Annotated in this window: 20 protein-coding genes; 7 read left to right on the top strand and 13 right to left on the bottom strand. The window is 53.5% G+C overall.

The window, feature by feature from the left end; genetic code table 11:
* Positions 1–71 precede the first annotated feature (71 nt).
* Positions 72–356 carry a 50S ribosomal protein L25 gene (rplY, locus tag AC07WB_RS13075; protein ID WP_097096629.1) on the bottom strand — a complete coding sequence of 95 codons (285 nt, stop codon included), beginning with the start codon at positions 354–356 and terminating at the stop codon, positions 72–74.
* A 131-nt stretch (positions 357–487) separates the two neighbouring features.
* Entirely contained in the window at positions 488–2,242 is a 1,755-nt protein-coding gene (radD, locus tag AC07WB_RS13070; RefSeq protein WP_494940639.1) for a DNA repair helicase RadD, read from the bottom strand.
* Between the two features lie 163 nt (positions 2,243–2,405).
* Here radD and rsuA point away from each other — a divergent pair, with 163 nt between their 5' ends.
* From rsuA to AC07WB_RS13055, 3 genes are all read left to right on the top strand, one after another.
* The gene (rsuA, locus tag AC07WB_RS13065; protein WP_494940638.1) at positions 2,406–3,128 is read left to right on the top strand and encodes a 16S rRNA pseudouridine(516) synthase RsuA; all 723 of its coding nucleotides are present in this window, start codon (positions 2,406–2,408) and stop codon (positions 3,126–3,128) included.
* Between the two features lie 12 nt (positions 3,129–3,140).
* Positions 3,141–4,334 (top strand): Bcr/CflA family multidrug efflux MFS transporter, encoded by a 1,194-nt coding sequence (locus tag AC07WB_RS13060; RefSeq protein ID WP_494940637.1) that lies wholly within the window; start codon positions 3,141–3,143, stop codon positions 4,332–4,334.
* A gap of 390 nt (positions 4,335–4,724) precedes the next feature.
* Positions 4,725–5,051, top strand: coding sequence for a YejG family protein (locus AC07WB_RS13055; RefSeq protein WP_097096633.1), 327 nt, complete (start codon positions 4,725–4,727; stop codon positions 5,049–5,051).
* Here the strand turns inward: AC07WB_RS13055 and yejF are convergent.
* From yejF to yeiP, 9 genes are all read right to left on the bottom strand, one after another.
* On the bottom strand, positions 5,048–6,634 hold the full coding sequence (gene yejF / locus AC07WB_RS13050) for a microcin C ABC transporter ATP-binding protein YejF (RefSeq protein ID WP_494940636.1): 1,587 nt from the start codon (positions 6,632–6,634) through the stop codon (positions 5,048–5,050). The two genes, AC07WB_RS13055 and yejF, sit on opposite strands and share 4 nt — an antisense overlap.
* Entirely contained in the window at positions 6,635–7,657 is a 1,023-nt protein-coding gene (locus tag AC07WB_RS13045) for an ABC transporter permease (RefSeq protein ID WP_097096635.1), read from the bottom strand.
* Positions 7,657–8,748: a microcin C ABC transporter permease YejB gene (locus AC07WB_RS13040; RefSeq protein ID WP_097096636.1), complete on the bottom strand. Its 1,092-nt coding sequence runs from the start codon at positions 8,746–8,748 to the stop codon at positions 7,657–7,659. Before AC07WB_RS13040 ends, AC07WB_RS13045 begins: the two co-directional genes overlap by 1 nt.
* Before the next feature lie 10 nt (positions 8,749–8,758).
* Positions 8,759–10,567, bottom strand: a complete 1,809-nt coding sequence (locus AC07WB_RS13035; RefSeq protein ID WP_494940635.1) for an extracellular solute-binding protein — start codon at positions 10,565–10,567, stop codon at positions 8,759–8,761.
* Positions 10,568–10,632: 65 nt separating this feature from the next.
* Complete coding sequence (locus tag AC07WB_RS13030; protein ID WP_494940634.1) at positions 10,633–12,198, bottom strand: cyclic di-GMP phosphodiesterase; 1,566 nt, start codon at positions 12,196–12,198, stop codon at positions 10,633–10,635.
* Between the two features lie 284 nt (positions 12,199–12,482).
* Positions 12,483–13,058 (bottom strand): bifunctional murein DD-endopeptidase/murein LD-carboxypeptidase, encoded by a 576-nt coding sequence (mepS, locus tag AC07WB_RS13025; RefSeq protein WP_097096639.1) that lies wholly within the window; start codon positions 13,056–13,058, stop codon positions 12,483–12,485.
* 514 nt (positions 13,059–13,572) lie between these two features.
* Positions 13,573–14,280, bottom strand: coding sequence for a phosphatase PAP2 family protein (locus AC07WB_RS13020; protein ID WP_494940633.1), 708 nt, complete (start codon positions 14,278–14,280; stop codon positions 13,573–13,575).
* 44 nt (positions 14,281–14,324) lie between these two features.
* Positions 14,325–15,299 carry a CobW family GTP-binding protein gene (locus AC07WB_RS13015; protein WP_097096641.1) on the bottom strand — a complete coding sequence of 325 codons (975 nt, stop codon included), beginning with the start codon at positions 15,297–15,299 and terminating at the stop codon, positions 14,325–14,327.
* 108 nt (positions 15,300–15,407) lie between these two features.
* Positions 15,408–15,980, bottom strand: coding sequence for an elongation factor P-like protein YeiP (gene yeiP, locus AC07WB_RS13010; RefSeq protein WP_097096642.1), 573 nt, complete (start codon positions 15,978–15,980; stop codon positions 15,408–15,410).
* A 152-nt stretch (positions 15,981–16,132) separates the two neighbouring features.
* Here yeiP and AC07WB_RS13005 point away from each other — a divergent pair, with 152 nt between their 5' ends.
* The 4 genes from AC07WB_RS13005 to fruA all read left to right on the top strand — a co-directional run bounded on the left by AC07WB_RS13005 (position 16,133) and on the right by fruA (position 20,595).
* Positions 16,133–16,387: a YkgJ family cysteine cluster protein gene (locus tag AC07WB_RS13005; protein WP_097096643.1), complete on the top strand. Its 255-nt coding sequence runs from the start codon at positions 16,133–16,135 to the stop codon at positions 16,385–16,387.
* A gap of 428 nt (positions 16,388–16,815) precedes the next feature.
* Positions 16,816–17,946 (top strand): fused PTS fructose transporter subunit IIA/HPr protein, encoded by a 1,131-nt coding sequence (fruB, locus tag AC07WB_RS13000; RefSeq protein WP_494940632.1) that lies wholly within the window; start codon positions 16,816–16,818, stop codon positions 17,944–17,946.
* Entirely contained in the window at positions 17,943–18,881 is a 939-nt protein-coding gene (gene fruK, locus AC07WB_RS12995; protein WP_494940631.1) for a 1-phosphofructokinase, read from the top strand. The genes fruB and fruK overlap by 4 nt, the downstream gene beginning before the upstream one ends.
* Before the next feature lie 16 nt (positions 18,882–18,897).
* Positions 18,898–20,595, top strand: coding sequence for a PTS fructose transporter subunit IIBC (gene fruA / locus AC07WB_RS12990; RefSeq protein ID WP_494940630.1), 1,698 nt, complete (start codon positions 18,898–18,900; stop codon positions 20,593–20,595).
* Between the two features lie 84 nt (positions 20,596–20,679).
* Here fruA and nfo read toward each other — a convergent pair whose 3' ends face one another.
* Positions 20,680–21,525 carry a deoxyribonuclease IV gene (nfo, locus tag AC07WB_RS12985; protein WP_494941072.1) on the bottom strand — a complete coding sequence of 282 codons (846 nt, stop codon included), beginning with the start codon at positions 21,523–21,525 and terminating at the stop codon, positions 20,680–20,682.
* A 56-nt stretch (positions 21,526–21,581) separates the two neighbouring features.
* Positions 21,582–22,628: a YeiH family putative sulfate export transporter gene (locus AC07WB_RS12980; RefSeq protein ID WP_494940629.1), complete on the bottom strand. Its 1,047-nt coding sequence runs from the start codon at positions 22,626–22,628 to the stop codon at positions 21,582–21,584.
* Between the last annotated feature and the right edge of the window lie 36 nt (positions 22,629–22,664).

The following is a 22,664-nucleotide window of genomic DNA, read 5'->3' as shown; positions in this document are numbered from 1 at the left end:
ACGCAGGATTTTAGACAAAATAAAAGGGCCGGTTTCGCAACCGACCCTTCTACCAACAACTCATTCAGCGATTAAGCGCGAACGAAGTCGATGTGGTGCAGTTTTGGCTTGAACGGATGACGCTGTACCGCCTGAGCTTTAACTTTCACTTCTTTACCATCAACAACGATGGTCAGCACTTCGCTGTAGAACTCAGGTTTAACCTGCACGTTCATTACGGCGTCGTGGTCCAGTTCGATAGCAACTGGTGCTTCATTACCGCCATAGATGATGGCTGGGAATTTGTTTGCTACACGCAGGCGGCGGCTCGCACCCTTACCCTGGTCTTTACGTACTTCAGCGTTAATAGTGAACATTTGATATCTCTTCAATAATTCCTGCTACAGGCGACCCAGCAACAGGACGGTTATTCAAACTGCTTTTACGGATGCAAAAGCGGGCGGCATTATAGCCCCAAAGCGGGGGCAGGGGCAAATGATTCCGCCGCTCAGCGCAGTTCGTTGGCGCGACGATAACGTCCTTGATAATCAAACATTTTTTCACGAATCTGCCAGAAATGGCCTTTCGCACGTGCTACCACAAAATCGGGATGGCGCAGCAAGGGTTGCAGCGCAATGACATCGGCAGCGGTTTGCCATCCAAGTTCCACGCCTGGCGCGCGCTGATGCGGACGCATAAACACTTGCTCAAAAGCTTTACGCTGCGCCGGCGTTTGCAGGCGAAAACGCTCGCTTACGCTGGTGCCATCTTCATCAAAATAGCTGGCCTTAAGCCATTCGCCTTTGTCGTCGCGTCCTTGTTCCAGCGTCATGCCGGCACAGCGCAGTACGCGCGCATCTTTCAACTTCAACGCGGCTTTCAGCATATCGTCAGGATCGACCAAAATTTTGTCGCACTGCTGGCAGCGGCGGGCGGCGATGTCATTCTCAGCACCGCAATCCGGACAGCTTTTAAAACGAAAACGATAGTCACACTGTTCGCGCTGGCCTTCATCATCTTCCAGCACGCCCTGACAGCGGCGACCAAAATGCTCGATGATGTGGCCATCTTCCGTTGCTTTGCCCCAGAAAGTATTGGCGAAACCGCAGGCGGGACAAAAAACCTGCACCGGCTGATTATCGCTGGCGCCTTTTGGCGCGCCCACTTCCGGCGTGAAAAGATCGTGCGGATTACCGGCGTAATCGAGCACCAGACAATCAGTTTTGCCGGGCGAGAGCCGCAGGCCGCGCCCAACAATTTGCTGATACAAACTTACCGATTCGGTGGGGCGCAAAATCGCGATCAGATCGACATGCGGTGCATCAAATCCGGTAGTCAGGACCGCCACGTTGACCAGAAACTTCAGCTGTTGCGCTTTGAACTCGCCAATCAACCGATCGCGATCTTTCACCGCGGTTTCCGCCGACACCAGCGCACTGTTCTCTGGCAACAGCATCAGGATTTCTCGCGCATGTTCCACAGTGGAAGCAAACACCATTACGCCGTGCCTGTCCTCAGCAAACTCCACGATCTGGCGGATAATATGTGGCGTCACGCGATGCTGCTGTTTCAGCTCGCGGTTAAGATCGGCCTCACTAAATAAGCCGTTATTTTGTGGAATCAACCGGCTGAAATCATACTGCACCACCGGCATATCCAACCGCTCCGGCGGCACCAGAAAACCGTGTTTAATCATGTAGCGTAACGGCAGCTCATAAATGCAGTCGCGGAACAGCGCTTTCTCATCACCGCGCACCATGCCGTGATAGTGGAACTGATAAATCCAGCCTTTACCGAGGCGGAAGGGCGTGGCGGTTAATCCCAGCAAACGTAGGCTGGGATTGTGCTGACGCAGATGAGCGAACAGCTGCTGATACTGGCTCTCTTCGTTATCACTAATGCGATGACATTCATCAACAATCACCAGTGAAAAGGCGCTGTCGAAGCGATCAAGATTACGTGCTACCGATTGCACGCTGCCAAATACCACTTTGCTTTCACTTTGTTTGCGTTGTAAACCGGCAGCGAAGATATCCGCTTGCAGGCCATATGCCTGATATTTGCTGTGGTTCTGCTCCACCAATTCTTTGACATGGGCCAACACCAGTACACGTCCGCGCGCCAGCCTTGCCAGCTCAGCAATTACCAGGCTTTTTCCCGCACCGGTCGGCAGCACAATCACCGCAGGCGTGGTATGACGGCGGAAATGGTTGAGGGTGGCGTCAACCGCCTCTTGTTGGTATGGGCGTAGAGTGAATGACATCGGGGCAAACTTTTTTTGGAACGGGCGCGCATTATGTCATGAAAGCAGCTGAAACGCAGGATCGCCTCTGTTAGCCGCAGCGGGTTCCCGTTATACTGCCCACACCTTATTCAGGGACAAAACACCGTTTCAGTTTCCCCGCAGTAACAGGCAAAACGAATTCATGCGACTCGAAAAATTCATATCTCAGCAGCTGGAAGTCAGCCGTGCTATCGCTGGACGCGAAATCCGCGCCAAAAAAGTCACGATCAACGGCGAAGTGGTCCGCGATGCGGCTTACAAAGTATTGCCAGACGATGAAGTCGAATATGACGGCAATCCGCTGGTGGTACAGCAAGGCCCGCGCTATTTCATGCTGAACAAGCCGCAGGGTTACGTCTGTTCAACCGACGATCCCGATCATCCTACCGTGCTGTTCTTCATTGAAGAGCCGGCGGCGTTCAAGCTGCATGCGGCAGGGCGCCTGGATATCGATACCACCGGTTTAGTACTGTTAACCGATGATGGGCAATGGTCGCACCGTATTACTTCACCAAAGCATCACCTTGAAAAAACCTATCTGGTGGAAGTGGAAGAGCCGATCGATCCTTCCCTGGTGGAGAAATTTGCGGTGGGCGTACAGCTGCACAATGAAAAAGATCTCACCAAACCGGCGGTGCTGGAGATTCTTGATGAGAAGGCCGCGCGTCTGACGATCAGTGAAGGGCGCTATCATCAGGTCAAACGCATGTTTGCTGCGATGGGTAATCACGTTTCAGCGCTGCATCGTGAACGCATCGGTGACATTGAACTGGATGACGATCTCGGTGAAGGTGAATATCGCGAGCTGACCCAGGAAGAGGTTGATAGCATCGGCCTGCCTGAAGAGCTTAAACAACGTAAATAGCAGGAGAACGCGGTGCGTAAGGAAAAGAATTCACCGGTTGGCTTAGTGGTCATTCTCGGATTGCTGGCGATGTTGATGCCGCTCTCTATCGATATGTATCTGCCAGCAATGCCGCAAATCGCCCGCGAATTCGCGGTATCGGCTGGCAGCGTACAGATGACGCTCAACCTTTACATCCTCGGGTTTGCCATCGGCCAGTTAGTATACGGGCCTTTGGCGGACAGCTATGGACGTAAGCCGGTGATCGTGCTGGGAACGCTGATCTTTGCCTGCGCCGCAGCGGCTTGCGCGTTATCACAAACCATCGATCAGCTGATCTTTATGCGTTTCCTGCACGGCTTATCTGCTGCCGCAGCCAGCGTGGTGATCAATGCACTGATGCGTGATACCTACTCGAAAGAGGACTTCTCGCGCATGATGTCGTTTGTCATGTTGGTCACCACCATCGCGCCGCTGCTGGCGCCGATCATCGGTGGCTGGCTGCTACTGCTGTGGAACTGGCACGCGATCTTCTGGACGCTGGCAGGTGCGGCACTGATTACGACGGTGCTGGTGGTGACACAGATCCGTGAAACGCTGAAGCCCGAGCAGCGCCAGCGTTTTCATCTGCGGACGACGATGAGCAACTTCGTGGCGTTAGTGCGCCATAAGCGCGCGTTTAGCTATATGCTGGCAAGCGGATTTTCTTTTGCCGGTCTGTTTACCTTCCTCAACGCCGGCCCCTTCGTGTACATCGAAGTGAATCACGTTTCGCCACAAAACTTCGGCTATTACTTCGGGCTGAACGTGGTGTTCTTATTCGTGATGACATTGATCAACAGCCGCGCGGTGCGCCGCTTTGGTCCGCTGAAAATGTTTCGCCTTGGGCTAGTGATTCAGTTCGCCATGGGCGTTTGGCTGCTTATCTCTAGCGCGCTGGATTTAGGTTTCCTCTCGCTGGTGTTTGGGGTAGCGATGTTCATCGGCTGCGTATCGACGGTATCGTCGAATGCGATGGCGGTGATTCTTGATGAGTTCCCGCATATGGCCGGCACCGCTTCATCACTGGCCGGTACGCTGCGCTTTGGCGTGGGCGCATTAGTCGGGGCACTGCTGTCGTTGGTGAGTATTAACAGCGCCTGGCCAATGGTGGCTACCATTGCGCTGTGTGCCACCGTTTCAATTGTGCTGTTTACCTACGCATCAAGACCGCATCATCCGGTTTAAGTTATTGCGGTCGCCATGAATGGCGACCCTACATGCCTGAAATCCCAAGCTTTTCCGTAGGGTCGTCATTTATGACGACCTGGTATTTCTTCAAATCTCATCTCACCGCTCGCGAATCCCCATTCATTCGTTATGCTTAATGTTTCCATAATGTGAAAATTTATAGATAAAAAAGTAACGACATTGCGTCTAAAATGATTGTTAACGGCGGCTGAACAGGGTAAACATAGGCCTAAATGTGAGAAGCCTCGCAAATTATCTATTAGCTACACGCTTTGTGCTTAAAACAAGAAGGCAAACCAAGTCCGCATTCTGAGCTAACCAGGTTGGGATTCACCGCGTTATGCCGTCGTTGTGAATAAAGTAAACGTCTCTGGGGGCCATATAACTATGCTGCAACTTTCTGTTGTGCATCGCTTGCCACAACATTATCGCTGGTCGGTTGATCATGTAGGTGAAATAGAGCGTCAGGAAACGGCGGATGGCGTGCATGCCGGGGATTTAGTGGTGCTGCGTCTGCTCAGCCACGATGGTCATCCGGCGTTGGAAATTCTGCACCAGCTGCAAGAAACGCTGGCGCAAATTCAGGTCGAGTGCAAAATCGCCGAGTGTGAAGGGCAGCCGTGTCTACTGATTCGGCGTGATGATGAAAGCGCGACCAATTGCTGCCTGAAAAATCAGGGCGTGGCCATTGCTGAAACCTTCGATGGTCATTAATTGATGTCTTTACCCTGTGCGGAAGCCAATAGCTGGCGTGTGTATTCAGCCGTTGGTGCATTGAACAGCGTATCGCAGTCACCTTGTTCCACCACCTCGCCCTGCCGCAGCACAATGAGCTGATGGCAGAGTGCGCGTACTACCTGCAAATCATGGCTAATAAACAGGTAAGCCAGCTGATGCTGCTGCTGTAAGCGGCGCAGCAAGGTCAGGATCTGTTTCTGCACTGAACGATCGAGTGAAGAAGTCGGTTCATCTAACACAATAAGCTGGGGTTCAAGAATCAGCGCCCGGGCGATGGCAATACGCTGACGCTGGCCACCCGAAAACTCGGCGGGATAGCGGTTACGGCTATCGGTATCCAGCCCGACCTCCTGCATCACCGCAATCACCTTTTCTTCCTGTGCGGCCGCGCTGAGTTCAGGACGATGCACCGCTAACCCTTCGGCAATCACTTGCTGCACCGTCATACGCGGATTGAGCGATGAATTAGGATCCTGGAACACCACCTGGATGCGCTGGCGCAGCGGCAGCAATTGTTTCGGCGAGAGCTGATGCAGCGGCTGATCCTCAAACCAAATCTCTCCGCGTGCGGTAATCAAACGCAGCAGAGCCAGACCGGTGGTACTTTTGCCGGATCCTGATTCTCCTACTAATCCAAGACTTTCACCCCGGCGTAGCGTAAAGCTAAGATCTTGCAGCGCCATTTTTTCCGCTACGGTACGCCGCAGCAGGCCACGACGGATAGGGAAGCCAACCTGCAGGTTTTTCACCTGCAGCAGCGGTTGCGCATTGTTCAGCGGCACCGGTCTACCATCCGGTTCTGCGGCCAGGAGCTCGCGGGTATAGGCCTGCTGCGGCTGACTTAACAGTAAATCGCAGCGGTTGTGTTCGATGGTGCGCCCATTGCGCATCACCGTAACGCTATGCGCCAGCTGGCGCACAATGTTGAGGTTGTGCGTAATGAATAGCATGCCCATATTCAGTTCACGCTGCAGTTCGCGTAGCAGCTGCAAAATCTGAGCCTGAACCGTGACATCCAGCGCGGTGGTCGGTTCATCCGCAATCAGCAGCTTCGGCTGGGTAAGTAACGCCATGGCGATCATCACACGCTGGCGTTCGCCGCCTGATAGCTGGTGCGGAAAATCCTGCAGGCGCGATGCCGCATTGTGGATGCCAACGCGATCGAGGCAGCTCAGCATCTCTCCGCGCGCCGCTTCGCGCCGCATGCCACGATGCACAGAAAGCACTTCGTACAGCTGCTTTTCCACGTTGTGCAACGGATTGAGCGATACCATGGGTTCTTGAAAGATCATCGCCATCTGGTTGCCACGCACTCCACGCATCGTGCGCTCGCTGGCCTGCAAAATATCCTGTCCGTTGAACAGAATTTCACCCTGCGGATAGTTGACCGGCGGCTGCGGCAATAAGCGCATGATCGACAGCGCAGTGACGCTTTTCCCTGAGCCGGATTCCCCTACCAGCGCCAACGTTTCGCCCGCATCGATACGCAGCGAGATATCGTCCACTACGCGGCGATCGCCAAATGCCACCGCCAGATGATTAACCGTTAACAGGCTCATTTAGCGTCCTCGACTCGGGTCAAAAGCATCGCGTACTGCTTCACCAATAAAAATCAGCAGCGACAGTAGCAGGGCGAGGGCAAAAAAGCCGGCAAGGCCTAACCACGGTGCCTGTAAATTATTTTTTCCCTGCAGCAGCAGCTCACCCAGTGACGGCGACCCGATCGGCAAACCAAAGCCGAGGAAATCCAGCGATGTCAGGGTGGTGATTGAAGCGCAGAGAATAAAAGGTAGAAACGTCAGCGTTGCCACCATGGCGTTGGGCAACATGTGACGCAGCATAATGCGGCTGTCGCTAACGCCAAGCGCACGTGCGGCACGAATATAATCATAATTACGCGTGCGCAGAAATTCGGCGCGCACCACGCTTACCAGACTCATCCAGCCAAACACCACCGTGACCAGCAGCAGCCACCAGAAATTGGGCTGAATCACGCTGGATAGTAGAATCAGCAAGAACAGCGAAGGCATGCCGGACCACACTTCAATCAGGCGCTGGCCAATCAGATCAATGAGTCCACCAAAATAGCCCTGTACTGCCCCCACCACGATGCCAATCACACTGGAAAACAGCGTTAACAGAATGCCAAATAGCAGTGAGATGCGCGTGCCATACAGCAAACGCGCCAGCACATCACCGCCGTTGGCATCGGTACCCAGCCAGTTTTGCATGGAAGGCGGGGAAGGGAAGGGCACATCGGTGGCGAAATTGATGGTGCTATCGCCAAAGCGAATCGGTGCCCAAATCGCCCAACCTTGCTGAGCAATACGCTGTTTCAGCCACGGATCCTGATAGTCAGCGGGGGTGGCGAAATCGCCGCCGTAATCACTTTCGCTGTAGTTGAACAACAGCGGCATATACCAGCGTTGCTGATAGTGCACCAGCAGCGGTTTGTCGTTGGCCAGCAACTCGGCACCCAATGACAGAACAAAAATGATCAGGAAAATCCACAGCGACCAGTAACCACGGCGGTTATGACGAAAACGCTGCCAGCGCTGCTGGTTTACAGGAGATAAACGCATCAGCGTCCCTCAAAATCAATGCGCGGATCGACCAGCGTGTAGGTGAGATCGCTGAGAATGTTCATGAGCAGACCAATTAGCGTGAAAATATACAGCGTGCCGAACATCACCGGATAATCGCGCTGAATGGTGGCGTCATAGCCGAGCAGGCCCATACCGTTGAGTGAGAACATCACCTCAATCAACACCGAACTGGTGAAAAACATGCTGATAAAGGTGGCGGGGAAGCCGGCAATCACCAGCAGCATGGCATTACGGAACACGTGACCGTACAGCACCCGCTTTTCATCCAACCCTTTTGCACGCGCGGTAACCACATATTGTTTACGAATCTCATCGAGAAACGAGTTTTTGGTCAGCATGGTCAGCGTGGCGAAACCGCCAATCACCGTGGCCAGCACCGGCAGCGTGATGTGCCAGAGATAGTCGGTGATTTTGCTATACCAGGGCAGCGTATCAAACTGCGGAGAGGTCAGGCCGCGCAGTGGGAACCAGTCGAAATAGCTGCCGCCCGCGAACAGGACAATCAGCATGATGCCGAACAGAAATGCTGGAATAGAATTACCGATGATAATAAAGATGCTGCTCCAGATATCGAAGGGGCTGCCGTTGCGTACCGCCTTTTTAATGCCGAGCGGAATCGATACCAGATAAATAATTATCGTGCTCCACAACCCAAGACTTATCGAGACCGGCAAGCTCTCTTTGATCAGCTGCAGCACCGAGGCGCTGCGGAACAGACTGTCGCCAAAATCAAAGCGAATGTAGTTCCACAGCATTTCACCGTAACGCTGCAAGAGCGGTTTATCGAAGCCGTAGCGATGTTTAATCTCTGCAATCACTTCCGGATCGAGGCCGCGCGCGCCGCGGTACTGGCTATCGCCGGGATTATCGCGTAGCAAGGCCCCGCGCGTGCCGCTATCACTGCCGCCAGAGCCGGGAATGCCGGTGCTGTGACCAAACTGCACGTTGGCCAATGCCTGATCTACCGGGCCGCCCGGTGCGATCTGCACAATAAAGAAGTTTAGGGTGATAATCGCCCATAAGGTGGGGATGATCAGCAGTAACCTGCGTAAAAAATAGGCTGCCAAACTGCGCTCCTCAGCGTCGATCAGCCGGCAATCGTCCGGCTTTGTTCACATCGTACCACCAGTTTTCCAGACCGGTAGCAAACGCAGGTTTAATCTCGGGATGGGAGAATTTGTCCCAGTAAGCCATACGATCTTCGGCGCTGTACCACATCGGAATCATATAGGCATTCCACAGCAGGATGCGATCCAGTGCCTGACCAAGCGGCAGCAGCGCTTTCTCATCGCCCTGATGATCAACGATCTGCTGTACAAAGTGGTCAACGATGGGATCTTTCACCCGCGGTGTATTCCATGAAGAATCAATGAACTCCGATTGCCAGATAGTCCGCAAGCTGGTCGAGGGCCACGGCATCGCGTAATAGAGTGACGGGATCATGTCGTAATCACCTTCACGTAAACGCCGTAAATATTGCGAGCTGTCAATCTGGCGCAGCGAAACCTGAATGCCCAGCCGTTCGAGGCTGTGCTGGAAGGGCAGCGCCCAGTCATTTTGCGTGCCGCTGCGCATCAGCAATTCGAAGCGGAACGGCTGGCCCGTTTTGACGTTCACCAACTGCTGATTTTTAATCTGCCAGCCAGCCTCTTTCAACAGGTTCATGGCTTTGAGTAAGTTTCCACGATCGAACCCGCTGCCATCAGAGCGCGGCGGGGCATATTCATTAGTGAAGATTTGCGGCGGCAATTGCGTTTTGTACGGTGCCAGCAATATTAACGCTTCGGCTTTTGGATAACCTTTTGCCGCGTAGATGGTGTTCTGGAAATAGCTGTCAGTCCGTTTATAGGCGCCATAAAATAACGCTTTGTTCATCCACTCAAAATCGAACGCTAGCGTGATGGCTTCACGTACGCGGCGGTCGGCGAACAGCGGTTTTTCATTATTAAATGCCAGCCAGCGGGTATCGGTAGAGACGGTGTTTGGGATCGTCGATTTAACGATAGCGTGACTGGCAAAATTGCGGCCGCGATATTGCGTGGCCCATTTTTTTGCCGAGCTCTCCTCGCGCAAATCATAAGCGCCAGCTTTGAAAGCCTCAAAGGCGACGTTGTCATCCAGATAATAGTCGTAGCGCAGCGTGTCGAAATTGAAACGCCCGCGGTTAACCGGCAGGTTGGCGGCCCAGTAATCCTTTACCCGGCTGTATTGGATAAATTGACCCGATTTGTAAGACGTCACGCGATAGGGGCCGCTGGCAAGCGGCGGATAGCCAATGGGTTCATTGAACTTTTTGTTTTGCCAGAACTTCTCCGGCAAGACCGGTAGCGTCAGCCAGCTCAACACCCGATCTTTATCCGCTTTGGGCATGTCGATGCGCACGGTAAGACGGTTCAGGGCTTTAACTTCTACGCCACGAAACGCCACGCGAAACTGCGGCACGCCTTCGGTCATAAACTTCTGAAACGTAAACGCCACATCCTGCGCGGTGATGGGGGTGCCATCCTGAAATTGCGCATGGGGGTTAATCGACACTTCCATCCAGCGATAATCGCTTGGGTAGCGCGCTGATTCGGCAATCAGCGGATAGTAGCTGCCCGGTTCATCGTCAGAAGTGGTAAACAGACCGTCGTAGAGCGTATCGGTGCCAATGCCTGGATTACCACGCGAGGCGAAACGGTTGAAGTTGTCGTAAGTACCGACCACGGCCAGCGTGATTTTGCCGCCCTTAGGCGCTGCGGGATTGGCGTAATCGTAATGAGTGAAATTCACCGCATATTTGGGGTCGCCCAGCTTAGCGAAGGCATAGCTTTCGTTGATGGTCGCGGCCTGCAGCGGCGCAATAGCACTACAAACCAACAACGCTGTGATAAGACGCAGCAGCATAAGTGAGGCGATCTCCTGTGGTAATCCGCACGTTATGGTAGCAGTTTCATGGGGTTCGCGTGATGTTAACTCAGCGCCCGCTGGCGTTGATAATAGCTGATGAGATTTTCCGGCCTTAACGGGCGGCTAAACAGGTAACCTTGCAAATGGGTTACGCCGCGATTCACCAGCCACGCCGCTTGATCGCCCGTCTCTACGCCTTCCGCCACGGTTTTCAGATTAAGCTTTTTTGCCAGCAGCAACACGGTATCCAAAACCGGAGAGGTGACGGTTTCAGTGCCAATGCTTTGCACAAAACCTCTGTCGATTTTTAGATAATCGAACGGGTATTTTTCCAGATAAATCAGCGCACTGTGACCGGTACCAAAATCATCAATGGCGATCTTAACGTTGTTTGCGTGCAGCCAGGCGAAGATTTCTCCCGCGTTTTTTTCTCTCACCATGGTGCGTTCAGTGATTTCAAAAACATAGTTGAAATGCCCGGCGGGCATGGTGTTCATCCACTCCTCTACATCGCGGCGAAAACTTTCTGAGGCCAGGTGTAGCGGTGAAAGATTAAGGCTAAGACGTGTGCCCTGCGGTAGCTGTTGATGGAGAAACTGAGCATCGCGCGCGACCAGCGTAAAAAGGTGCTGAGTGAGCGGAATAATCAGATTCTGTGTCTCCGCATAACCGATAAAAACATCGGGTGGGATCATGCCTTCCGTCGGATGTGTCCAGCGGAGGAGGGCTTCAACGCCGTATGGCTGGCCGTCATGCGCGGTGACTAACGGCTGATACTCAACGTGGAACTGGCCCTGTTTAATGGCCAGCATGATCTCTTTGCCCGGCCGCTGATGTCTTGTTAGCAAGAGCCAACTCAATGCCGTGACGAATAACGAGAACAGCAGACCGGTTAGCAGAGTAAGGAGATAATCGCGTGGCGCTAAGGTGGTGCCAAACAGTAAAAAATGCAGAGGGCTATTGTTAAAGGCGATCTCACGCAGCGGAACAGGTAGATCACTGCGGTTTACCACTTGATTGCTGTTGCTCAGCAGCGCCTTGTTGCCCATTACCAACGCCATTCCGGTGATTTCCGGATGGTAGGAAGCCAGCAGCTGATAAGGCGTGAGCGTGATATTCATGGTGGCGAGAATGCCGGTTTCCTCCGCTCCGGGATGCTTCACCCATAACGCCAGCGCCGGTTTGGTCGGCTGCAAAGGTGTACCTTCCAGCAAACGCATATCGCGATCGCGTTCCAGTTCAGATTCAGGAGAAATATCGTTGGCGGCCAGCAGGAAGGCACCGGTTGCCGAGGAGCAGTACGCGTAGCTGTCGCGAACCAGCAATATAGCGCGAATATTCCCAGCGAACGCAGCCCGTGATGTCAGCTCGCGACCAACGCTGTTGCAACCAAATTGTGTGTATTGCTGCAGGGGATAAAGCGTATCCGATAGCGTTGAGATGACCTGTTGTAAATCGTCCCGGCTTTGCGCTAACAGTTGTTCATGTTGCTGGGTGCGCTTCTGCCAGGTCAGAGTTAACAGCACAGTAACGAAAAGAAGAAAAAATACCGCGCCTACGATCGCGCTACTCCAGGCGATGCGGCGTGAATAGCTTGCATGACGTTTCAGCGTCCCCGACAGTGGCATGGAGTGCATTCCCCTTGTCTTGCCATTTTTATTATGTTTTTCGCTTTAGTCGCGACCCATTTTTCTTCTTGCGGCCGTGGTAAAAACGGCGTTTGCAGCGCGATGTTTGGGTATCAGGAAGTCAACGAGAATATAACGAGTCAGCAAATAAAGTCTCGTTATATTTTTGATTCTCAATTACTTTTTATGCGTTGGATTTGAGTTAAAAAGCGTTAGGCAAAAAAAAACGCTGCCGTGGCAGCGTTTTCTGATTCTCTGGCTGAGAGGATCTTCAAAGGTGTTCGTTAGCTCGGGTTTTTAGCTAAAACCCGACGCGCTTCGCGGTAACGTGCTTTCCAATAACTGTCGTTTAAACTGGAAATCATGACGCCACTGCTGGTAGACGCGTGAACGAAATTATCGTTACCGAGATAGATGCCAACGTGACGACCGGTTGAACCCGCGCGGAACAACACTAAGTCACCTGCACGCAACTTATTGCGTGAAATTTCTTTACCGGTGTCTTGCTGTTCTGACGTTGAACGTGGCAAATCTAAACCGAACTGCTCGCGAAAGGTGCGCTGAACAAAAGCAGAACAATCAATGCCGCGTTTGGTGTCGCCGCCTAAGCGATAACGTACACCTTTCCAGTCACTGTACTGTTCCATGATGCGGGACTTAACGTCCACGTTCTGCACCATTTGTTCAAATTCGTCCTGAGACGCTTGAAGTAAAAAACCATTCTGGTTGTTAACTTCATGATTCTCGTTATTCGCGTTCTGACCGTTATGGGTACTGCTACATGCTGATAAAAGTGTTGCGAGTGCTACTGCGGGAATGATCCGCCTGAGGTATCTCAGTATTGGTTGAGACTTGACCATTATAGGTGTTTTCCTTCGATTTCCTTACGACAGAATGTCGTCAGCCAGATGACAAAACGGATAGAGATTAATAAGTACAACCGTCTAAGACAATTCCTTAATTACTAAAATGTGTTAATGAACACATTTTTGTTGTTTTTGGCACCGCATTTTATGCTGTTGCTTACTAATCGGATTTGAGGTTAACCGATTACAGACCGCGTGGCGAGTGCTTTTATATAAATTTTTATAGCTTTTTTCGATGTGAAATCAATCTGTAACACAAAGGCTATTTTATCAGCAATTCGCAGCGATTTAATAGCCAAATAGCGGTGCAATCAGGGGGTAATTCTGGCGCTAAGGCCGATTTTGAGAGGAGTGGGGCTGGACAAACTCGGAAAAAGGCTATTGTTACGCGTTTTTTATCATAATGTTTTCTTTTATCAGAATAAGGTTAGTTTGCTAATAATCTAATTAAGTTTTCATTAAGCGCGAGCGAGTGACTTTATCTTTTATGATCGCTCGCGCTTAACAATTACGCGTGTGGCTTATATTTGCCCGGAAGTGAACGATTCAACCAATTCACTACCTTGTCGCTGAACGGTGTTAATAAACACCAGCTCATGCCCACCAGAACCACGGATAATGAACCCACAGCGATATCGGTGAACCAATGCGCCCCGGCCATAACGCGCGGCAGAGCGAACACAACGGTAATAATCAAACCCGCCAGGAAGGCGCGGAAGCCGAAATAGCGCCACATAAAGCAGGTAAAAATAATTAGCATCATGCCGTGATCGCCAGGGAAGCTATCTTTCGAAGCATCTTTCGCCGGAATTCCGGTTAATTCACTTACGCGATGCACGTTTTCAAAGAAGAGCGTTGGGCTGGAGTGTTGCACCGGCAGCAAATGGCCGAGCTGGTTAAGAATCACCGCGCTTAGCAGCATGGTGACGCCGATAGCCAGCATGCGACGGCGGCCTTGCGGTGTCTCACGACGCCAGAACCACAGATAAAGCAAACCCATCGCCAGTAGTGAAACCACATCAAAACCGCGGAAGTTAGTGATAGCCACTAAGACAGCGAAGCCGTGATGGTCAACCATCTGATTATTAAAGCCATAAAAAATGGCCTTATCGATACCAAACCAGAACCCGTGATCGGGTGGTAAGTACCATGAAAGGAACAGCATCACCCCCAATGCATTAAGCAGCAGAATGGTGATTAATCGAGAAGCGCGCATAAAAAATAGACTCAAAGTGAAAACAACGTGGCAACCTAACGCATCTAATTTAAACGAATCTTCAACAAGCCCGTCTGCAAAAGATTCCAGTCTGCTGGCTGATGATGGATCAATTCGATACGGCTATCCGGTGGTGTGGTGGGCCGGGTTTCAATAAAGAGGTCCTCACCCTGGCGGTTGATGTTAACCAAACCGTCCGGTGTACGTAACACGCCTTTCACCCGATCAACCGGTGCAAGCCTTGCCCACTCTAGCGCCTGGATCGTATCGAACACCGTATCACCATCAAAAATCCAGCCACAAGAAGCATAGCCCTGGCCTTCATTTAACGCACGTCGCCAGCGCGCCTGACCATCCAGTTTTAATGCCGCCAGCCCTTGTGGACGGGCAGAAGCATGATGATGCGCCGCATCAGGTACCGCACGATCCGCCAAAGCGGGTTGGGTAAGGAGCTCGGGCGCAATCTCTCCCCACGCCGCTTCCACTATTTGACGATCGCCTAAAAACTGCTGCTGCCAATCCTGTAAACGCTGGCGATCTTCATCGCTCCAGCGATCGCTTTTATTGGCGACAATAATATCTGCTGCCACCAGCTGGTCGCGAAAATTCTCGTTCGCCACCACACGTGGATCCGCCAGCTGGCGTGGGTCGAGCAGCGTTAAAGTTGCATCAACCTGAATCCAGGGCTGATACACGGCAGCGCGCAGCATATTCAGCAGCTGCTTTGGATGACCAAGGCCGGTAGGTTCGATAATCAGGCGATCGGGTTTCGCCTGTTTCAGCAGCATGTTTAGCCCCACCTGCAACGGCAAGCCATTGACGCAGCACATGCAGCCACCGGGAATCTCTTTCAACGTTGCACCGCGATCGGCCAGCAGCGCGCCATCGATACCAATCTCGCCAAATTCATTGACCAGAATCGCCCAGTTTTCATTGGCAGGTTTAGTGGCTAACAGGTGCAGCAGGGTGGTGGTTTTTCCGCTGCCGAGAAATCCAGTGATGAGGTTTACGCGCGTCACAAAGGGGCTCCCAAAGAAAGAGATAATAGGCGCGCGGAAGTGGGGGATCCGGCGCGCACGGCGTTGTTATACTATAACAATCACCGACGGCCGGAAGGAAGTACGATATCAGTCAGCGCGGCCCATATAGCGTCGTTCTGCAATATGGATGCGGATGCGTTCGCCGTTGCTGAGGTATTCAGGCACCTGAATAGACAAACCCGTACTCATAACAGCAGGTTTGGAGCGGGCACTGGCGGAGGCGCCTTTGATGCCCGGCGACGTATCGACAATTTCCATATCAACCGTTTGAGGTAATTCCAGTGCCAGAACCTGGCCGTCCATCGTCAGCACCTGAATGCCCGGAATACCGCCTTCAGGAATAAACAGCAGCTCTTCTTCGATTTGGTCTTTCTTGAAGTTGTAAGGCGTGTAGTCTTCATCATCCATAAATACGTATTCATCACCGTCTATATAAGAGAAGGTGACGGCGCGGCGGCTGAGCGAAATGGCATCAATAATATCGTCGCCCTTAAAACGCTCTTCCACTTTCAAGCCGGTGCGGACATCGGTAAAACGCATCTTATAGAGCGTAGCGGCACCGCGCGCACTGGGGCTTTGCACATCAATGTCTTTCACCAGCAACAGTTTGCCGTTCCAGGTGACAGCCATCCCTTTTTTTATCTCATTTGCCTTTGGCATTGTGCTTTTCTCGCTGACTGAAGGTTAATGCGCGTCACGTTACTCGCGCGACGAAAAACTGGCAAGTGAGGCGGTGTAAAATTGTTGCGCGGGCATGGCATTCACTGCATCAGCCTGTTATTGTCGCGGCGAATTCTCTACAGGAGCGCATGATGTTTTGTCGTGACCAGTGCGGTGCCTGTTGCACAGCCCCCTCAATCTCTTCTCCCATTCCAGGGATGCCGCACGGCAAGCCAGCAAACACGCGCTGCGTTCAGCTCGACGAACAGCAGCGCTGCAAAATCTTTGGCTCGCCACTGCGCCCTGCGGTATGTGCCGGTTTACAGCCAAGCGCAGAAATGTGCGGCAACAGCCGCGATAGCGCCATGACTTTCCTGCTCAAACTGGAAGCCGAAACGGCGCCTTAAATGGCGGAATATCGCTCACTTAAGCAAAAAAAATGCCTTTTTATGCAGGTGCGCATGAATGCGCACCCTACAAAAACCCGGCTTTATCCGCGTAGGGTCACCATTCATGGTGACCGATTCACACTTAACTGACGAGCCTTACGCCATAAATGGCCAGCTGACGCGGTGCTGAACGATTTACCTTAATGTGCCCAGCTGTTACAGCAAATGCATCAGCTTGCCTGAGGGTAAAAATCTTAAATTCAGCATGAAGTGTGCGTAGCATCAAAAATCTGCTACTCAGATCGCGCATTTTCTTGCCTGAAGGACATTGCTGTACCATATTCCCTGAAACGTTTCAGCGTTGCGATGACGGCCAAGTCCGTGATGCGTGGCGCCTTTTTTTATCCGATAGCTGAAACGATTCAATACAGCAAGCGAGGAGAGATATGTTCCAGCTCGAAGTTCAGGCTATTCATACCGGTGCTAATGCACAGAATAAAGAAGAGGCCATTCGCCAGGTTGCCGCTGCGTTAACGGCTGCGGGAAATGTGGCCGAAGGCTACGTTAACGGCATGCTGGCGCGCGAACAGCAAACTACGACCTTCCTGGGTAATGGCATCGCCATTCCACACGGCACCACCGACACCCGCGATCTGGTACTGAAAACCGGCGTACAGGTTTATCAGTTTCCGCAGGGCGTTGATTGGGGTGAAGGGCAAACGGCGTATGTGGCCATCGGTATTGCCGCGAAATCTGATGAACACCTCGCGCTGCTGCGCCAGCTTACCCATGTATTAAGCGATGACAGTATTGCTGAACAGCTGAAAAGCGCCTCGGCAGAAGAGCTGCGCGCGTTGCTGATGGGCGAAAATCAGGCGGCTGAGTTCAAATTCGATACCTCGCTGATAGCCATAGATGTTGCGGCCAGCGATTTAATCACCTTGCAGGCGCTGAACGCTGGTCGTCTGCAAGCGGCAGGCGCAGTGGATACGTCATTTATTACCGATGTGGTTTCGCGTACGCCGTTGAGTCTCGGGCAGGGCATTTGGCTCAGTGATAGCGCTCAGGGCAATCTCGGCAGCGCCGTGGCGGTAAGCCGTGCTGCTGCACCTTTCCAGCATCAGGGCGAAAATGTCGCGCTGCTCCTCACCGTTGCGGCTAACGATCAGCGGCCGCTGGAAGTGTTGGGCTATCTCAGCAATCTGCTGCTGGCCAACAAAGCTGAACGGCTGCTGAAGGCGGATGCCGCCGGCATTTTGGCGTTGCTAACCAGCGAAGTGGATGAAGCCGCCGAGTCGCTGACCGCGGAATTCACTATCCGCAATGAGCACGGCCTGCATGCGCGTCCGGGTACCGCGCTGGTGAGCGTAATCAAACAGTTCAATAGTGACATCACCGTTACAAACCTTGACGGTAGCGGCAAACCCGCCAACGGCCGTAGTCTGATGAAAGTGGTCGCGCTGGGCGTGAAAAAAGGCCATCGCCTGCGCTTTACCGCCAGCGGCGAAGACGCACAGCAGGCGCTGAACGCAATTGAAGAAGCCATTAATTCTGGTTTAGGCGAGGGGGTTGCATGAGCCGTCGTGTCGCAACAATTACATTAAATCCCGCTTACGATCTGGTCGGATACACGCCTGAGATTGAGCGCGGTGAAGTTAACCTGGTAAAAACCACCGGTCTGCATGCAGCGGGTAAAGGCATTAACGTTGCCAAGGTACTGAAGGATTTAGGCATCGATGTCACCGTCGGCGGTTTTCTCGGTAAAGAGAATCAGGATGGTTTTCAGCAGCTGTTCAGCGAACTGGGCATTGCCAACCGCTTTCAGGTGGTGCAGGGCCGCACGCGCATTAACGTCAAGCTGACGGAAAAAGATGGCGATGTGACCGATCTCAATTTCTCCGGATTTGAGGTTACGGCGCAGGATTGGGATCGTTTCACGGCGGACTCGGTAACCTGGCTCGGCCAGTTCGACATGGTATGCGTCAGCGGCAGCTTGCCAGCGGGCGTTGCGCCAGAAGCATTTACCAAATGGATGAGCGATCTGCGCACGCTCTGTCCTTGCATCATCTTCGACAGCAGCCGTGAAGCGCTGGTCGCCGGTCTGAAAGCCGCGCCCTGGTTGGTTAAACCGAATCGTCGCGAGCTGGAAATTTGGGCCGGACGCAAGCTGCCTGCGCTGCAGGACGTGATTGATGCCGCGCATGAACTGCGCGAACAGGGCATCGCGCACGTGGTGATTTCTCTCGGCGCAGAGGGCGCGCTATGGGTTAACGCTTCCGGCGAATGGATTGCCAAACCGCCCGCCTGTGAAGTGGTCAGCACCGTGGGTGCAGGCGACTCTATGGTCGGCGGCCTGATTTACGGCCTGCTGATGCGTGAATCCAGCGAGCACACGCTGCGTCTGGCAACGGCAGTGGCGGCGATGGCCGTCAGCCAAAGTAACGTTGGCGTTACCGATCGTACCCAGTTGGCCGCGATGATGGCGCGCGTCGACTTACAACCCGTTAACTAACAGCAGGAGAGCGATAATGAAAACGCTGCTGATAAAAGATTCTTCACTGGGACTGGCATCAGGACATCTGGCGCTGGAACGCTTACGCGCCACTGCGACGCAGGCCGGATTAACACTCACAGATAATGCCGCTGAAGCAGAGCTGGTGCTGGTTGCGGGCCATAACGTGCCTGATGATGCGCAGTTGGCAGGCAAATCTGTGGCGCGGGTGGATGTGCAGCAGGCGCTGCGCGATCCGCTGGCGGCGATCAATCAAGCCAAAGCAAGCGCCAAAACCTGGCAACCTGCGACGTCGGCAGCTGCTGTACCGGTTGCAGCGCAGAGCAGTGGCCAGAAACGTATTGTCGCGGTGACCGCGTGCCCAACCGGCGTGGCGCATACCTTTATGGCTGCCGAAGCCATTCAGGCCGAAGCAACCAAGCGTGGCTGGTGGGTGAAAGTTGAAACCCGTGGTTCAGTCGGCGCGGGCAACGCCATCACGCCAGAAGAAGTGGCCGCAGCCGATCTGGTGATCGTCGCGGCGGATATCGACGTGGATCTGGCGAAATTTGCCGGTAAGCCGATGTACCGCACCTCAACCAGCCTGGCATTGAAAAAGACGGCTCAAGAGCTGGATAAAGCGCAGGCTGAAGCGAAAACCTATCAGCCGAGCGGCAATCAGACGGCTAGCGCGCAGAGCGACAGCAAAGAGAAAGCCGGTGCGTACCGTCATCTGCTGACAGGCGTTTCCTATATGCTGCCGATGGTGGTGGCGGGTGGTTTGAGCATCGCGCTCTCTTTTGCCTTCGGTATTACCGCCTTTAAAGAGCAGGGCACCCTGGCCGCTGCACTGATGCAAATTGGCGGCGGCAGCGCCTTCGCCCTGATGGTTCCAGTTTTGGCCGGCTTTATTGCCTTCTCGATTGCGGACCGTCCGGGTCTGACACCAGGTCTCATCGGCGGCATGATCGCCACCAGCATTAACGCCGGTTTCCTTGGCGGTATCATCGCCGGTTTCATTGCCGGTTATGCCGCTAAAATGCTCAGCAGCAAAGTGAAACTGCCGCAGAGTATGGAAGCGTTGAAGCCGATTCTGATCATCCCGCTGGTGGCGAGCTTAATTACCGGTCTGCTGATGATTTACGTGGTTGGTAAGCCAGTGGCTGGCATCATGAGCGGCCTGACTCACTGGCTGGCCAACATGGGGACGGCTAACGCGGTCCTGCTGGGGGCGATCCTTGGTGGCATGATGTGTACCGATATGGGCGGCCCGGTGAACAAAGTCGCCTATGCATTTGGCGTTGGCCTGCTGAGTTCGCAAACCTACGCGCCAATGGCGGCGATTATGGCGGCCGGTATGGTGCCACCGCTGGCGATGGGCCTGGCGACGATGGTTGCGCGTCGTAAGTTTAATAAAGGTCAGCAAGAGGGCGGCAAAGCGGCGCTGGTGCTCGGCTTATGCTTCATCTCTGAAGGTGCGATTCCATTTGCTGCACGTGACCCAATGCGTGTGCTGCCATGCTGTATCGTGGGTGGCGCGGTAACAGGCGCAATTTCGATGGCGATTGGTGCCAAACTGATGGCACCGCACGGTGGACTGTTCGTGCTGCTGATCCCAGGCGCGATTACGCCAGTGCTGGGTTACCTGATGGCGATTGTGATCGGTACCGCAGTAGCGGGTCTCGGCTACGCGATTCTGAAACGTCCGGAAGAAGAGCTGGCGAAAGCAGCGTAACATTCGCCAGACGTGAAAAAGGGAGCCTTGGCTCCCTTTTTTGTTTCCTGTAGGGGCGCCATTCATGGCGACCTGGTTATCACATTATCCCTGTTGCTCTGCCTTCAACCACGCAATCTCATCCTTCCAGATATCCGGATTGATGGTTTCCAGAATCATCGGAATGCCGTCAAAACGTTTATCCTTCATCAGCCAGCTAAACGCCGTTTTGCCGATATTGCCTTCACCTAAGCTGTGATGGCGGTCAACGCGGCTGCCCAGCGTGCTTTTGGCATCATTCAGGTGCATGCCGCGCAGATACTGGAAACCAACGATGCGTTCAAATTCGCTAAAGGTCTCCACACAGGCTTCTTCGCTGCGCAGATCGTATCCACCGGCAAAGGCGTGGCAGGTATCAATACACACGCCAACGCGCGATTTATCTTCTACATGCTCAATAATGGTGGCGAGATGTTCGAAGCGGAAACCAAGGTTGCTGCCCTGGCCGGCGGTGTTTTCGATGACAGCGACCACGCTGCTGGTTTTATCCAGCGCGATGTTAATCGATTCGGCGATACGCTTCAGACAGGCTTCTTCTTCAATCTGCTTAAGATGGCTGCCTGGATGGAAATTCAGCAACGTTAAGCCCAGCTGTTCGGCACGTTGCATCTCATCGAGAAACGCATCACGTGATTTTTCCAGCGCTTCCATCACCGGATGGCCGAGGTTAATCAGATAGCTATCGTGTGGCAGAATCTGCGCGGAGGTAAAGTTGTACTGGTCGCAGGCGGTCTTGAAGGCATCAATGACTTCACCCGAGAGCGGCGCCGCACGCCACTGGCGCTGGTTTTTAGTGAACAGCGCAAAGGCTGTGGCTTCAAGTTCGTGGGCACGGATCACTGCCTGGTCCACGCCGCCGGATGCACTGACGTGTGCGCCGATATATTTCATGCCGCTCTCCTGATTGGGCGATTGCTGCTGCAAAGCGCCCATCATAGCGGATGCCGTTAAGCCATGAAATGTTGCACCAGCACATTGAGTGCGCCGCCGCCCAGAATCAACCAGCCAAACATCACCAGTCCGAGCAGCAGCGGTTTAAAGCCAGCCTGCTTTAATGCGCTAAAGCGGGTGGTCAAACCCAGCGCGGCCATCGCCATTGCCAGTAGCAAATTTGCCAGCTGATTGAGCGTGCCAACCACCTGGGCAGGCAGTAGATGCAGCGAGTTAAACAGCGCAACGACAATAAACAGCAGCGCAAACCACGGGAAGCTGGCGGATGTCGGCTGTGCAGCCTGCTGGCTACGCTGGCGCTTCAACCAGCTACCCAGAATCAGCAAGAACGGCGCCAGCATCATCACGCGCAGCATTTTAGCGATGACCGCGGTGTTTTCCGCCTCGGCACCCATCGCGTGTCCGGCCGCGACGACCTGCGCCACTTCATGCAGCGTAGAACCGGTGAAGATGCCGTAATGGGCTGCGCTGACGTTAGGCAGCAGCGTCCATAGCAGCGGATAAATCACGATGCCTATCGTGCCAAACAGCACCACCGTCGCCACGGCCACCGCCACTTTTGACGGTGGCGCTTTAACGATAGGCTCGCTCGCTAGCACCGCCGCTGCGCCGCAAATGCTGCTGCCCGCGCCAATTAGCCATACGGTTTCGCGATCCATCTTCAGCAAACGAATGCCGATAAAACAGGTCAGCAGAAACGTTGAGCTGAGCACTAGCGCATCAATCAGCACGCCGTTGATACCCACATCGGCAATCTGCTGCACGGTAATACGAAAGCCATAAAGGATGATACCGAGGCGCAGCAAGCGCTGCTTCGCCAGCAGCACACCACTGTCGCAGTGTTCGGTGATGTGTGGATAAAGGGTATTGCCCAGCACGATGCCCAGGATTATCGCTAAGGTTAGCGCGCCGAATCCGGCACCCGCCAGCCACGGCTGATTGGCTAACCACGCCGCACCACCGGCAATGGCCGCGGTCAGCAGTAAACCCGGCAGCCAGTGATGTAGATGAAACGGGGTTTTATTGACGCTTAGCTCAGCCATATCTTTCTCCTCGTAGGGGCGGCATTCATGCGGATG

The organism is Pantoea sp. GW821-FHT03E06 (assembly GCF_059420725.1).
The sequence above is the reverse complement of the archived record's forward strand: the minus strand, read 5'-3'. Positions and strand labels throughout refer to the sequence as shown.

Excerpts from the sequence above, each read along its gene's own strand:
- fruK (WP_494940631.1), top strand. The coding sequence starts at position 17,943 with ATGAGCCGTCGTGTCGCAACAATTACATTAAATCCCGCTTACGATCTG.
- mepS (WP_097096639.1), bottom strand. The coding sequence starts at position 13,058 with ATGGTCAAGTCTCAACCAATACTGAGATACCTCAGGCGGATCATTCCC.
- rplY (WP_097096629.1), bottom strand. The coding sequence starts at position 356 with ATGTTCACTATTAACGCTGAAGTACGTAAAGACCAGGGTAAGGGTGCG.
- nfo (WP_494941072.1), bottom strand. The coding sequence starts at position 21,525 with ATGAAATATATCGGCGCACACGTCAGTGCATCCGGCGGCGTGGACCAG.
- AC07WB_RS12980 (WP_494940629.1), bottom strand. The coding sequence starts at position 22,628 with ATGGCTGAGCTAAGCGTCAATAAAACCCCGTTTCATCTACATCACTGG.
- fruB (WP_494940632.1), top strand. The coding sequence starts at position 16,816 with ATGTTCCAGCTCGAAGTTCAGGCTATTCATACCGGTGCTAATGCACAG.
- yeiP (WP_097096642.1), bottom strand. The coding sequence starts at position 15,980 with ATGCCAAAGGCAAATGAGATAAAAAAAGGGATGGCTGTCACCTGGAAC.
- AC07WB_RS13045 (WP_097096635.1), bottom strand. The coding sequence starts at position 7,657 with ATGCGTTTATCTCCTGTAAACCAGCAGCGCTGGCAGCGTTTTCGTCAT.
- AC07WB_RS13005 (WP_097096643.1), top strand. The coding sequence starts at position 16,133 with ATGTTTTGTCGTGACCAGTGCGGTGCCTGTTGCACAGCCCCCTCAATC.
- AC07WB_RS13035 (WP_494940635.1), bottom strand. The coding sequence starts at position 10,567 with ATGCTGCTGCGTCTTATCACAGCGTTGTTGGTTTGTAGTGCTATTGCG.
- AC07WB_RS13020 (WP_494940633.1), bottom strand. The coding sequence starts at position 14,280 with ATGCGCGCTTCTCGATTAATCACCATTCTGCTGCTTAATGCATTGGGG.
- radD (WP_494940639.1), bottom strand. The coding sequence starts at position 2,242 with ATGTCATTCACTCTACGCCCATACCAACAAGAGGCGGTTGACGCCACC.
- rsuA (WP_494940638.1), top strand. The coding sequence starts at position 2,406 with ATGCGACTCGAAAAATTCATATCTCAGCAGCTGGAAGTCAGCCGTGCT.
- yejF (WP_494940636.1), bottom strand. The coding sequence starts at position 6,634 with ATGAGCCTGTTAACGGTTAATCATCTGGCGGTGGCATTTGGCGATCGC.
- AC07WB_RS13055 (WP_097096633.1), top strand. The coding sequence starts at position 4,725 with ATGCTGCAACTTTCTGTTGTGCATCGCTTGCCACAACATTATCGCTGG.
- AC07WB_RS13030 (WP_494940634.1), bottom strand. The coding sequence starts at position 12,198 with ATGCCACTGTCGGGGACGCTGAAACGTCATGCAAGCTATTCACGCCGC.
- fruA (WP_494940630.1), top strand. The coding sequence starts at position 18,898 with ATGAAAACGCTGCTGATAAAAGATTCTTCACTGGGACTGGCATCAGGA.